The sequence below is a fragment of the Flavobacterium sp. DG2-3 genome (assembly GCF_030730925.1).
GTDB lineage: Bacteria > Bacteroidota > Bacteroidia > Flavobacteriales > Flavobacteriaceae > Flavobacterium.
In genome coordinates, this window is sequence record NZ_JAVAMB010000011.1 from 1 (window position 1) to 12857 (window position 12857).

The window sequence follows — 12857 nt, forward strand, 5'->3', positions numbered from 1 at the left end:
ACGTAAATGCTTTCTAAACCATATAAGCGATTTAAGTTCATTTAAATACAGCTTTCGTGAAAACCTAAATGTTTTTGTAAACCATATAAGTCATGTAAGTTCATTTAAAATAACTTTCATGAAAACCTAAATATTTCTGCAAACCATATAAGTCATGTAAGTTCATTTAAACAGAACAAAAACTTATATGATTTTAAAACATTAGCAGACACACTGCTTCTATTTTCTTATATCACTTATATGGTTCAAAAAAATTCCTTAATAGTTCAAAAAGTCTTCGCGTGCAGGGCTGAAAACATCGGTTAACATTCCAGTTTCTAGACAAACAACTCCATGCACTGCATGCGGCGGAATGTAGAAACTGTCTCCTTCTTTTAAAGTCTGTGTTACGCCACTTATGGTTACATCAAATTTTCCGCTTGCGATGTACGTAACCTGCGAATGATAATGATCGTGTAAAGTACCTATTCCGCCTTTTTCAAAATGCACATTTACTAGCATTACTTTTTCGTCAAAAGCCAAAATCTTACGTTTGATTCCTTCACCGACTACTTCCCACTCTATTTCGTCTCCTTTTATAAATTCTTTGCTTGTCGCCATTTTTATTTATTTTTTATTTTTTCAAGGTCTTTTTCCATCAATGCCAAACCTTCTGCAAGATTATTCTTTTCAAAGTAATTTTCTAGTTCTTTCAACCTTTTAACATTATCAAATTTAAATCCTGAATATAATTTTCTCTGGCAAAGAGAACACAATCTAATCCAATGCCGATCGGTCTCAGACATACTGTTAGTGCCGTTCATAACACAATTGGCTTCAATACAATGATGCAGACCAAACATATGACCTATTTCATGCGAACAGATTTTCAATAATCGATCTAAAGCTAAATTAAAATCAGCTTCTTTTTGCATTCTGTACATAGAACTTACGGCTATTTTATCTCGATAAGATGCCAAACCAAAAACATAATTCCATTCTGGTTTTGGATACAAATCTTTTTCTGTAATAGCCATTAAAGCAATTCCTTTCTCAGGTTTTTCTTTTTTTAGAACATCAGTTAAAATATATCCCGCTAAAAATTGTTCCTGCCCTACATCACCTATCCTTCTTGCATTATTTGGAATAATATCATTTGAAACACCTTCTAAAACTTTTGTTTCTAACTGAAAGAATATTGCTAAATACTGGCGTACTAATTCAATCTGTTTGATTTGAGAAGAATTAAAAGTTCCTATAGGCTGTAAATAGATAATATTCTCTTCTTTAGTTGGAACAATGTGTTTCGTTTTTATGAATTGCTCAAAACTCTGTCCTTCTTCGTTATGAGAAAACAACCAATCGCCAAAAGCGGGTTTTTCTAGCTTTACATCATTGACTTTAATATCCTCAAAATACGGCAAGGGTGTTAAATCGAGCTTTATATTTGAGCTCGAAACCGATTTTTGTTTTTTGTCTGATTGACAAGAACAAAAAATCACAAAAACCAAAAAAAGAAGTTTCTTCATAAAGAATAACTAGATTAAATTTTTCGAAATAAAATCAGAGCTTGATTTTATAGAATCAAAAGAATTCAGCGCAAAATTATTTTCCTGTTCTACAAAAAAATGAATCATTCCAGATTGTTTTGCGGCTGCGAATAAGGGTTTAAAATCTATTGTTCCAGACCCGACTTCTGTATTTAAATCATTATTCTTTTTGTCTTTATCTTTTATGTGCCACATTTTAAAACGCCCCGGATTTTCTTTAAATAATTTTAAAGGATCATTTCCAGAATGGATTACCCAATATAAATCCAATTCAAAATAAACCAGATCTTTGTCGGTTTCTTTTAATAGAATTTCGAAGCCTGTAACTCCATCGTGTTTTTGAAACTCAAAATCATGATTGTGATAAGCCAGTTTTAAACCCGCTTTTTTGCACATTTTTGCAGCTTCATTTACGCGCGCCGCAATCTTTTTATAATCTTCTATATTTCTTCTAAAAGGTTCATCAACCCAAGGAACTGTTAGAAATTCGCTTTTTAGAACTTTCGCAGCTTCAATTGAAGCAATTAATTCTGTAGTGTTGCCATCATACAAAAAACTTCCCAAATTATAATGTCCGCTGACTGCTTTTAAGCCGTTTTCGTCCAGAATCTTTTTCAATTCTTGAGGCGTTAATCCCCAAAACTGATCTTTGGTCGAAAAACCGTATGTCTCGACAGTGGTATATCCTGCTTTGGCAACTTTTTCTAATGTTCCTATTACATCTTTTGGAAGTTCGTCGCGAAGCGTGTACAGCTGTAAACCTATTTCTTTTTTATTCATAGAAAATGCAAATGATGGCGATGCCAAAACTGCTGTCGTGGCAAGACCTGTGGTTACGATAAAATTTCTTCTGCTAATCATTTTATGATATAAATTTCAGAAAGTAAATATATTATAAAAATTGATTCTTAAAGTTTTTGGCAAAATTTTGAAGTGCATTTTCCGTTTCTTCTGAAACAATTTCTCCATCTGCATTCACTTTTCCGCGCACTCCCTGAATGAGAAGCTGTGTTGAATCGTCAAATTTAGCTTCAAGGGTTTTCATAATCAACAGCAACTGTTCATGAGCCATTTCCCCAGAGGCAGAAGCGGTAATCAGACCCGTTTTTTTGTTTGAAAAAATGGTTGTCGAAACACACCATTCTAAAGCATTTTTTAAACTTCCCGGAAGGCTGAACACATATTCGGGCGTGCAAATCATAACGCCATCCGCATTTATGATTTTATCTCTAAAGGAAAGAATTTCTTGCGGAGGATGATCGGTATCTAAATCTGGATTAAAATGAGGAAGCATTTCTAAACCTTCAAATATTTCTACTTCAAATTCAGGTTTTAAGGAATTTGAAATGTATTTCAGAATTTTGAAGTTACTAGAATTATTTCTTGTACTGCCAGATATGGCTAGGATTTTTATTTTTGGTGAAGTCATTAAATAATCAATTCGTATTTTTAAATGGAATCTAAAAATACGAATTGTTTAAAATATCTAAGAAAAATATTTAGAAGTTAGCTGATAATCCTGATTGCTTTGCCGAATCAATTGCTTGCGGCGGATAATTTTGTTTTTCTTGACGTGTTGATGTGACTTTGCCTTCTTTATTTACATAGACAAAATTATAGCGCCAATAATTTGATCCTGCTATTGATGACGAGCCTTCGTCGGTAAAAACCTGATCTGCATAAACTAGAATTTCACCATTTTGATTATTATCTAACGTTCTTACCGGATTACCCAAGATTTTAAGCACTTTAGATTTGGATTCTCCCACAGCGACAGTGGTTGAACTGGTACTAGCACAAGAAATAAAAAGTGCGAGTAATGCAGGAATTAATATTGCTTTTTTCATAACTCAGTATTTAAATTTATGTTGGTGTTTTGGTGGTATTTGACTGATTTTTAACAATGTAATAATACCTAAAGTTAGAACATTAAATTTTACATAATTTATTAAGTATGTTATATAATTATTACCAAAAGACTGATTGGCATTATTTGTATCTTTGCACGCAAGAAAATTATCGAATAAAGATGCGAATTGACATTATTACTCTTTTACCTGAATTATTAAGAAGTCCGTTTGAGGCCTCAATTATGAAACGCGCCATTGATAAAGGTTTGGTCGAAGTGCATTTTCACAATCTTCGTGACTATAGCACCAACAGACAGAAAAGTGTAGACGATTATCCTTTTGGCGGAGGCGCGGGAATGGTAATGACAATTCAGCCTATTGATGATTGTATCACGCATTTGAAAAGTCAGCGTGAATATGACGAAGTGATTTATATGTCACCAGACGGCGAAACTTTAAACCAGAAAATGGCAAACAAAATGTCGATGTACCAAAACATTATCATTTTATGCGGGCATTATAAAGGTGTTGACCAAAGAGTGAGAGATCATTTTATTACAAAAGAAATTTCAATTGGCGATTATGTTTTGTCTGGAGGAGAATTGGGCGCCATCGTTTTGTCTGATGCGTTAATCCGATTAATTCCTGGTGTTTTGAGTGACGAAACCTCAGCACTGACAGATAGTTTTCAAGACAATTTATTATCAGGACCAATCTATACAAGACCAGCAGACTATAAAGGATGGAAAGTGCCAGAAGTTTTAACCAGCGGACACGCGGCAAAAATCGACAAATGGCGCGAAGACATGGCTTTTGAACATACTAAAAATAGAAGACCGGATCTTTTAGAATAAATTTTCTAAATTCCAATCTTTCAAATTCCAAATTCCAATTTGTAATGCACTGATCAATTGGAATTTGGAATTTTTATTTTCTTGGAATTTTAAATGTAAAAAAAATGGAATTTGGAATTTATTTTTATTGGAATTTACTTTTTTTTACCTACATTTGCACCCGAATTTGACCAACCTCTGGCGAGATCCGTGAATGTTGTTCTAATATAAAAACCATAATTTAAATTATCATGGCAGATTTATTAAAATTCGTTCAAGACGAATTCGTTGCTAAAAAAGATTTCCCAGATTTCGGAGCTGGAGACACAATCACTGTTTTCTACGAAATTAAAGAGGGTGAAAAAACAAGAACTCAGTTTTTTAAAGGAGTTGTTATTCAAAGAAGAGGTTCTGGTAACACAGAAACTTTTACTATTCGTAAAATGTCTGGAGCTATTGGAGTTGAGCGTATCTTCCCAGTTAACTTACCAGCTTTACAAAAAATTGAAATCAACAAGAAAGGTGCTGTTCGTAGAGCTAGAATTTTCTACTTCAGACAACTTACTGGTAAAAAAGCTAAGATTAAAGATAAAAGAAGATAATTTATTTTTTTTTCTAAAGTACAAAAGTCCCAAACTGATATTTTCAGATTTGGGATTTTTTTTTAAACTTATGGTAAATAAATTATAAAGTTTTTTTTATTTTTATTTCTATTAGAGCTGAAAAATATTTTTTTTTTACAAATAAATTTAATTCATAAAAACTTACTTACATTTGTTTTGCTAAGAAAAATTACACTAAGAACATTCAGATTTCAATATTGTTTTTTCAGAATATTATGAGGCATAACTATTTCAAAACAATATAATTAAGATGCTTCCAGAAATTTCAATATCACTTAGTAAAGCATCTAAAATTCTAAATACAAAAATGCTATTAAGCATTTTTGTATTCGGTGCATTTTTGTTAATTTCCACATCCTTTTCATCAAAAGATGAAATTAGTAAAACCTATCTAAGTTGTAGTTTTCCTTTATTTAAATCTGATACAATTTATCCTATACTTGATAGCGTTGCTGTAATTCATTATAGAGACTACGCGTTGTACGAATTTGAAGATATTCATACTGTTCAAAACGATTCAGCAATTATAGCTGAGAAAGCAATTAATAGATATTTTCTACTTAAAGGAAAAGAAAAATATGGCTACTATTATGACTTTTTAAATACCAAAAACGGTAAGAGAGTCAGTACAGATTCTATTCTGAGTAAAAAAGCGTATTATAATCAAACTTTTTTCATTCCATCTATTATGCAATTGATTAGTTCAAAAAAAGATCAAAATGGTTATAAACTAATAGAAAAATATAAATGTAAATCTAAAGTAGACCATACATATCCAGATACTATGATCGTATACTATTCAAACAAAATGAAAGGTATAAATTTCACTTTATCTAAAGATCTTGATTCTATAAAAAAAATGAAAGCAGTAAAATTAAGAGCTCTTTTTAACTCTCAATTCATTAAAGGATATCAAAAAAAAATTCCACAATACGAATATAAGTTTGAATTAAAAGAAGATTCAATTTCTAATCTTGAAAAATACAAACATTTTATCGAAGAAAAAATAAAAGAATAAGTCAAATTACTCTTGAAAAAACTATAGAAAAAGATAATCATTTATCTAAATGTTATAAAAAACTCGTTTCATACCGTTTGAAACGAGTTTTTTTTATGCCCTAATTTCAGCACTAAGAAAACCGTAATTTTTTAATATCAAAATCATCAATTTAGCAATTTAACAAGCTCGAAATAACAATCTGTTAATTTCATCTTTTCTCTTCAAAACTCAACCGTTTTCGTTGTGATTTTATTATATTTGCTCCGCTCATTTTGAGCCGAATATATCTTTTACATCGTTAACTCCTGACGATACGATTATAAAAAAAAAAGAAAATGACAAAATCAAAAATTTTTTACACCTTAACTGATGAGGCGCCGTTATTGGCAACTTACTCTTTGTTACCAATTGTTCAAGCTTTTACAGCAACAGCTGGAATTGAAATCGAAACCAGAGATATTTCGCTGGCTGGAAGAATCCTTTCAAACTTCCCAGATTCTTTGACAGATGCTCAAAAAACTGGAGATGCATTGGCAGAATTAGGCCAATTAGCAACGCAGCCAGAAGCAAACATTATCAAATTACCAAACATTTCTGCATCTGTACCGCAATTAAAAGCGGCAATTGCAGAATTACAATCGCACGGATACAACGTACCAAATTTCCCAGAAGATCCACAAAACGATGCTGAAAAGGAAATTAAAGCAAAATATGCAAAAGTTTTAGGTTCTGCTGTAAACCCAGTTTTACGTGAAGGAAACTCTGACCGTAGAGCTCCTAGAGCAGTTAAAAACTTTGCAAAAGCAAATCCGCACTCTATGGGTGCTTGGTCTGCTGACTCAAAAACTAAAGTGGCTTCTATGTCTAATGGTGATTTTTACGGAAGTGAAAAATCATTGACTGTAAACGAAGCAAATGATGTAAAAATCGAATTTGTTGCTAAAGACGGAACTACAACTGTTCTTAAAGCAAGCACTCCACTTAAAGCAGGTGAAATTATTGACAGCTCTGTTTTAAGCGTAAACAAATTAAAAGCTTTTGCTGCTGATGTAATCGCTGAAGCTAAAGCTGCAGGAGTTTTACTTTCTGTGCACTTGAAAGCTACAATGATGAAAGTTTCTGACCCAATTATCTTTGGCGCTATCGTTGAAGTATATTTTGCAGATGTTTTCAAAAAATACGAATCTTTATTCGCAGAATTAAATGTTGACACTAGAAACGGTTTAGGCGATATCTACGCTAAAATTGCTGGAAGACCTGAGCAAGCTGAAGTTGAAGCTGCTATTGATCAAGCAATTACAAACGGACCTGCATTAGCAATGGTTAATTCTGATAAAGGAATTACAAACTTACACGTTCCATCTGACGTAATTGTTGATGCTTCTATGCCAGCAATGATCCGTACTTCTGGACAAATGTGGAACAAAGAAGGAAAATCTCAAGATACATTTGCTGTTATTCCAGATCGTTCTTACGCTGGAGTTTATACTGCAACAATTGACTTCTGTAAAAAACACGGTGCTTTTGATCCTAAAACAATGGGAAGTGTTCCTAACGTTGGATTAATGGCTCAAAAAGCAGAAGAATACGGATCTCACGACAAAACTTTCCAAATTAAAGGAGACGGAGTTGTTCGCGTAGTTGATGCAAACGGAACTGTTTTAATGGAGCAAAACGTAGAAACTAACGATATTTTCAGAATGTGTCAGGCAAAAGACGCTCCTATCCAGGACTGGGTTAAATTGGCTGTAAACAGAGCTCGTTTATCTAGTACTCCTGCTGTTTTCTGGTTAGACGAAAACAGAGCACACGATAGAGAATTGATCGTAAAAGTTCAAAAATACCTTAAAGATTACGATACAACTAACTTAGACATCAGAATCTTAAACCCAATTGCCGCTACAGAATTTACTTTAGACAGAATCATCAAAGGTTTAGATACTATCTCTGTAACAGGAAACGTGTTACGTGACTACTTAACAGATTTATTCCCAATTTTAGAATTAGGAACTTCTGCTAAAATGCTTTCTATCGTTCCTTTAATGAACGGTGGCGGATTGTTCGAAACTGGTGCTGGAGGTTCTGCTCCTAAACACGTTGAGCAATTTACAGAAGAAGGATATTTACGTTGGGATTCTCTTGGAGAATTTTTAGCTCTTGGTGCTTCTTTAGAGCATTTAGGACAGACTTTAGACAATTCTAAAGCAATAGTTTTATCTGAAACTTTAGATCAGGCTAACGACAAATTCTTAGCAAACGATAAATCTCCAGCTCGTAAAGTTGGTCAGATTGACAACCGTGGTTCTCACTTCTATTTAGCATTCTACTGGGCTCAAGCATTAGCTGCTCAAACTAAAGATGCTGAATTACAAGCGATATTCGCGCCTATTGCTGCTGAATTTGAAGCTAACGAAGCTAAAATCGATGCAGAATTAATTGCTGCTCAAGGAAAAGCTCAGAACATTGGAGGTTACTACCAGCCAACTCCTGAGTTAGTAAGCAAAGCAATGCGTCCAAGTGAAACTTTCAACGCTATTGTTGCTAAAATCAAATAATTCAGAATACAACTGTATTTCTAAATAAACAAAAGGACAACTCACAAGGTTGTCCTTTTTTTATCTTAACTTATGTTTAACAAAAGTTCCGTAAGAATATGTAGTAAGAATTTGTTAACTATGTAAATCAAAATCAATATAATGATTACAAAAAATACCTGCACATTTTTTCTTTTTATTTTAACGATTTTCACTTCATTTGCTCAGGAAAAATTCACTCTAAGCGGAACAATCAGCGATAGCAAAAACAACGAAACTTTAATTGGAGTAAATATCTTTATTCCATCCTTAAAAATAGGAACCACAACAAACGAATACGGTTTTTATTCTCTTTCTGCTCCAAAGGGAGAATACGAAATTGAAATCAGCTATGTTGGTTACCAAACCATTCTAAAAAATATTGTTTTAAATCAGAATACAAAAAACAATTTCTCGATAAAAGAAGGCGGAGAAGAACTCCAAGAGGTAATCATTACAGAAAATAAAGGCAAAATAAATATCAAATCGCCAGAAATGAGCGTGAACAAACTGTCTATTTCGACCATAAAAAAAATGCCTGTCGTTTTAGGAGAAGTTGATGTTATAAAATCCATCTTATTGCTTCCAGGCGTTACCAATGCAGGTGAAGGCGCTTCTGGATTCAATGTTCGCGGAGGCGGTGCCGATCAGAACCTGATTCTTTTGGATGAAGCCACAATTTTTAATTCATCTCACGTTTTCGGATTCTTTTCTGTTTTTAATCCCGATGCCATTAAAGATCTAAAACTATACAAAGGAGGAATTCCGGCACGCTACGGCGGAAGAGCTTCTTCTGTTTTAGAAATTTATCAAAAAGACGGCAGCAGTAAAGATTTCCACATGAATGGCGGTATCGGATTAATTTCAAGCCGTCTTCTGGCTGAAGGTCCGATTGAAAAAGACAAAGGTTCTTTTTTAATTGGCGGAAGAGCTTCTTATGCGCATCTTTTTTTGAAACTCTCTGAAGACAATAAAAATAATGCCGCTTATTTTTATGATTTAAACACCAAATTAAGCTATAAACTCAACGACAATAACAGTCTCTACTTATCGGGTTATTTCGGCCGAGATGTTTTCAGATTAAATAAAAGTTTCACCAATACTTACGGAAACTCTACTTTAAATTTTAGATGGAATCATTTATACTCTGATAAACTGTTTTCAAATCTTTCCTTAATCTACAGCGATTATTACTATGGCTTAGACCTTGATTTTGTGGGATTTAAATGGGATTCTGGAATTAAAAACTACAATATTAAATACGATTTCAAGCATTATCTTTCAGATAAATTAAAACTGAATTATGGAGTAAACGGAATTTATTATCAATTCAATCCCGGAACGATTAAACCTTCTAGCGAAGATTCAGGAATTACCCCAGATCAATTGGATAAAAAATACGCTTTTGAACCTTCTGTTTATTTGGACGCAGAAAGTCAGCTTTCTAAAAAAATTACCGTCGCCTACGGATTACGTTACAGTTTATTTTATAGATTAGGCGCTTCTACTATTAATTATTACGATAATAATCAGGCAGTTGTCTATAATAGCAATATGCAGATTTACGAAAAAGGAACTCCAACTTCGACACAGTATTTTAGCAAAAACAAAGTTATTCAAAGCTACGATAATTTTGAACCGCGTTTTTCTATTTCTTACCAATTAAATGAAGATCAAGCCATAAAAGCCAGCTACAATAGAATGGCACAGTATCTTCAATTAATTTCTAATACTTCATCTCCGACTCCTTTAGACGTCTGGATGCCGAGCGATAATTACATCAAACCTCAGCTTGCAGATCAAGGGGCAATCGGATATTTTAGAAATATTTATAATGGTGATTATTCGCTAGAAGTCGAAACCTATTATAAAAAAATACAAAACAGGCTAGATTATATTGACGGAGCCGATTTAATTGCCAATAATGCCATTGAGCAAGTCATTTTAAATGGTCAAATGCGTGCGTATGGTTTAGAATTGATGATTAAGAAAAATAAAGGCAAATTTAACGGATGGATTTCATATACGATTTCCAAATCAGAACAGCAGACTCCTGGCAGAACTCCAGAAGAAATCGGAATTAATAACGGCCAATGGTACGCCTCAGCTTACGATAAAACACACAATTTAGCCATTACATCGGCATATAATTTAAACGAAAAGTGGTCTTTTGGCGCTAACTTTGCTTTGCAGTCAGGACAGCCTGTTACTTATCCGAATGGCCAATATGAATATTTAGGAATCACGGTGCCAAGTTACGGCCTTCGAAACGAGAACAGACTTCCTGCTTATCATCATTTGGATATTTCTGCAACTTTAACACCAACAAAAAATAAAGATAGAAATTGGAAAGGCGAATGGGTTTTCAGTATTTACAACGTTTACAATCGCATGAATGCTGCCTCAATCAATTTTCGTCAAAATGTCGATACAGGTGTAAATGAAGCCATTAAAACATCCATTTTCGGAATTGTTCCAGCGGTTAGTTATAATTTCAAATTCTAAAAAATCAATTAAAAACTAAAAATACAGATATGAAAAAATTAGTTTTTTTAATCGCATTTTTCACATCGCTACTCTTCATAAGCTGCGAAGAAGTGGTCGATGTTGATTTAGACACAGCGCCTCCAAAATTGGTGATCGAAGCTGCTATTAATTGGGAAAAAGGGACAAAAGGAAATGAGCAGACCATAACGCTGACGACTACAACGGGATATTTTGAAAACGTAATTCCAACCGTTTCTGGCGCCATTATTTATATAGAAGACAGTCACAAAGAGAGATTTAATTTTATCGAAATTAAAAAGACTGGTCAATATGCCTGCAGCAATTTTAAACCTGTTATCGACGAAGAATATACTTTAACTATAATTAGCAGAGGAAGTAGATATATCGGAACTGAAACTTTAAAATCAATTGCGCCCATCACGCGAATAGACCAAAATAATCAAGGCGGTTTTACTGGAAAAGATATCGAAATAAAAGCGTTTTATAATGATCCTGCCGATGCAGAAAATTACTATTTGTATAAATACTTATATCCTAATAGAGTCAAATCGATCTTTTATGTAGATGAAGATAAATTTTTTAATGGCAATGAATTCTTCAGTATTTCAGACGATGAAGATTTAGAAATTGGAAATGAAATCGAAATAACGCATTACGGAATTTCAAAACAATATTATAATTATATGAGTATCTTAGTTAGCATTGCCGGAAGCAATTTTGGAGGACCTTTTCAGTCTCCGCCAGCAACCGTAAAAGGAAATATGGTCAATGTAACTACAAAAGATAATTATCCGCTTGGATATTTTTCCTTAAGCGAAACCAGTACAAAAAAGTACAAAATCGAATAATCATGCGACCGATAATCAAAAACTTAACCGAGAAAAAACTCCTTGGGCATTTTATAGAAATGTCTTTTATTGAGAATAAAACTTTTCAATTATGGAGCGGTTTTATGCCACACCGAAAAGAAATAAAAAATGCAATTGGCGCTAATTTGTATTCTTTAGAAGTATATGCAGAAGACCATTTTGATAATTTTGATCCTAATGACAATTTCCAAAAATGGGCTGCCGTAGAAGTTTCAGATTACGAAAGTATTCCAGAAGGAATGCAAACCTTAGTTGTTCCTGATGGTTTATATGCCGTTTTTCTTCATTTAGGACCAGCTTCAGACGCGCACAAAACCTATCATTACATTTTTGCAGAATGGCTTCCAAATTCTGAATATACCGTAGACAATAGACCGCATTTTGCTGTTATGAATGAAAAATATAAAAAAGATGACGCGAATTCTGAAGAAGAAATCTGGATTCCGATAAAAAAGAGAGATAATTAGAAAATCCGATATCGAATGAATTATAAAAATTATTCCGATAAAGATCTTGAGGAAGCCTACATAAGTATGATTGATTACTCTGGAAAGGCCAGCAAGGAAATTCTTTTTGAAATTGATAACAGAGGAGGAATTGATGCTTTTTTATCAATGCTAGAATCTAATAAAATCAATAAAAAAGAAATACAGAGAATAACAAAAGAAGTCTATGACTTGTGTTATGATTATTCCGATTTGGACTTTATAAAACAATTTATAAAATCAGATATACTAGATTCCGACGAATTAGATAAATTAGTTAACTCAAAATTCAATGAGTATCAAGCAATTTTAAGCGATAGAGCAATTAATCAAAAAACAATTTATGGAAGTCTAATTGGAATGACAGTAGGAATTATAATCAGCTTGATGTTCTACGCTTTCATAATTAATCTATTTGGAAGATTTATATACTATCCAATAGTAGCCGTATATTTTATTTGCTACCTCACTATTAAACTCATAACCAAACAAACGCGAAATAATTCGTTTGTTTTTATCAGTTCGCTTATGGGAACTGTATTAACACTTCTCTGCCTCTACTTTTTTTATAATTAATCAAATATCAC

At 33.1% G+C, this 12857-nt stretch carries 13 protein-coding genes; 8 read left to right on the forward strand and 5 right to left on the reverse strand.

What is annotated here, in order from left to right:
* Positions 1 to 258: 258 nt before the first annotated feature.
* The 5 genes from Q9Q97_RS15560 to Q9Q97_RS15580 form a co-directional block, all read right to left on the reverse strand.
* Positions 259 to 600 carry a cupin domain-containing protein gene (locus Q9Q97_RS15560; protein ID WP_306158702.1) on the reverse strand — a complete coding sequence of 114 codons (342 nt, stop codon included), beginning with the start codon at positions 598 to 600 and terminating at the stop codon, positions 259 to 261.
* 2 nt (positions 601 to 602) lie between these two features.
* Complete coding sequence (locus tag Q9Q97_RS15565) at positions 603 to 1508, reverse strand: Zn-dependent protease (protein WP_306158704.1); 906 nt, start codon at positions 1506 to 1508, stop codon at positions 603 to 605.
* A gap of 9 nt (positions 1509 to 1517) precedes the next feature.
* Complete coding sequence (locus Q9Q97_RS15570; RefSeq protein WP_306158706.1) at positions 1518 to 2390, reverse strand: sugar phosphate isomerase/epimerase; 873 nt, start codon at positions 2388 to 2390, stop codon at positions 1518 to 1520.
* A 31-nt stretch (positions 2391 to 2421) separates the two neighbouring features.
* Entirely contained in the window at positions 2422 to 2958 is a 537-nt protein-coding gene (locus tag Q9Q97_RS15575; protein ID WP_306158708.1) for an NADPH-dependent FMN reductase, read from the reverse strand.
* 70 nt (positions 2959 to 3028) lie between these two features.
* Complete coding sequence (locus Q9Q97_RS15580; RefSeq protein ID WP_306158710.1) at positions 3029 to 3376, reverse strand: hypothetical protein; 348 nt, start codon at positions 3374 to 3376, stop codon at positions 3029 to 3031.
* Positions 3377 to 3558: 182 nt separating this feature from the next.
* On the opposite strand from Q9Q97_RS15580, the gene trmD reads away from it, so the two are divergent.
* The 8 genes from trmD to Q9Q97_RS15620 all read left to right on the forward strand — a co-directional run bounded on the left by trmD (position 3559) and on the right by Q9Q97_RS15620 (position 12846).
* On the forward strand, positions 3559 to 4233 hold the full coding sequence (trmD, locus tag Q9Q97_RS15585; RefSeq protein ID WP_306158925.1) for a tRNA (guanosine(37)-N1)-methyltransferase TrmD: 675 nt from the start codon (positions 3559 to 3561) through the stop codon (positions 4231 to 4233).
* A 230-nt stretch (positions 4234 to 4463) separates the two neighbouring features.
* Entirely contained in the window at positions 4464 to 4814 is a 351-nt protein-coding gene (rplS, locus tag Q9Q97_RS15590) for a 50S ribosomal protein L19 (RefSeq protein WP_306158712.1), read from the forward strand.
* Between the two features lie 271 nt (positions 4815 to 5085).
* Positions 5086 to 5853, forward strand: coding sequence for a hypothetical protein (locus Q9Q97_RS15595; RefSeq protein WP_306158714.1), 768 nt, complete (start codon positions 5086 to 5088; stop codon positions 5851 to 5853).
* A gap of 317 nt (positions 5854 to 6170) precedes the next feature.
* Positions 6171 to 8390, forward strand: a complete 2220-nt coding sequence (locus Q9Q97_RS15600; protein WP_306158715.1) for an NADP-dependent isocitrate dehydrogenase — start codon at positions 6171 to 6173, stop codon at positions 8388 to 8390.
* 141 nt (positions 8391 to 8531) lie between these two features.
* On the forward strand, positions 8532 to 10913 hold the full coding sequence (locus tag Q9Q97_RS15605) for a TonB-dependent receptor (RefSeq protein WP_306158717.1): 2382 nt from the start codon (positions 8532 to 8534) through the stop codon (positions 10911 to 10913).
* 29 nt (positions 10914 to 10942) lie between these two features.
* Entirely contained in the window at positions 10943 to 11764 is an 822-nt protein-coding gene (locus Q9Q97_RS15610; protein ID WP_306158720.1) for a DUF4249 family protein, read from the forward strand.
* Positions 11765 to 11766: 2 nt separating this feature from the next.
* Positions 11767 to 12252, forward strand: coding sequence for a GyrI-like domain-containing protein (locus tag Q9Q97_RS15615; protein ID WP_306158721.1), 486 nt, complete (start codon positions 11767 to 11769; stop codon positions 12250 to 12252).
* Positions 12253 to 12267: 15 nt separating this feature from the next.
* The gene (locus Q9Q97_RS15620) at positions 12268 to 12846 is read left to right on the forward strand and encodes a hypothetical protein (protein WP_306158723.1); all 579 of its coding nucleotides are present in this window, start codon (positions 12268 to 12270) and stop codon (positions 12844 to 12846) included.
* Positions 12847 to 12857 lie beyond the last annotated feature (11 nt).

Bases quoted from the DNA above. Each gene is read 5' to 3' on its own strand.
- Q9Q97_RS15560 (WP_306158702.1), bottom strand. From the start codon at position 600: ATGGCGACAAGCAAAGAATTTATAAAAGGAGACGAAATAGAGTGGGAA.
- Q9Q97_RS15565 (WP_306158704.1), bottom strand. From the start codon at position 1,508: ATGAAGAAACTTCTTTTTTTGGTTTTTGTGATTTTTTGTTCTTGTCAA.
- Q9Q97_RS15570 (WP_306158706.1), bottom strand. From the start codon at position 2,390: ATGATTAGCAGAAGAAATTTTATCGTAACCACAGGTCTTGCCACGACA.
- Q9Q97_RS15575 (WP_306158708.1), bottom strand. From the start codon at position 2,958: ATGACTTCACCAAAAATAAAAATCCTAGCCATATCTGGCAGTACAAGA.
- Q9Q97_RS15580 (WP_306158710.1), bottom strand. From the start codon at position 3,376: ATGAAAAAAGCAATATTAATTCCTGCATTACTCGCACTTTTTATTTCT.
- trmD (WP_306158925.1), top strand. From the start codon at position 3,559: ATGCGAATTGACATTATTACTCTTTTACCTGAATTATTAAGAAGTCCG.
- rplS (WP_306158712.1), top strand. From the start codon at position 4,464: ATGGCAGATTTATTAAAATTCGTTCAAGACGAATTCGTTGCTAAAAAA.
- Q9Q97_RS15595 (WP_306158714.1), top strand. From the start codon at position 5,086: ATGCTTCCAGAAATTTCAATATCACTTAGTAAAGCATCTAAAATTCTA.
- Q9Q97_RS15600 (WP_306158715.1), top strand. From the start codon at position 6,171: ATGACAAAATCAAAAATTTTTTACACCTTAACTGATGAGGCGCCGTTA.
- Q9Q97_RS15605 (WP_306158717.1), top strand. From the start codon at position 8,532: ATGATTACAAAAAATACCTGCACATTTTTTCTTTTTATTTTAACGATT.
- Q9Q97_RS15610 (WP_306158720.1), top strand. From the start codon at position 10,943: ATGAAAAAATTAGTTTTTTTAATCGCATTTTTCACATCGCTACTCTTC.
- Q9Q97_RS15615 (WP_306158721.1), top strand. From the start codon at position 11,767: ATGCGACCGATAATCAAAAACTTAACCGAGAAAAAACTCCTTGGGCAT.
- Q9Q97_RS15620 (WP_306158723.1), top strand. From the start codon at position 12,268: ATGAATTATAAAAATTATTCCGATAAAGATCTTGAGGAAGCCTACATA.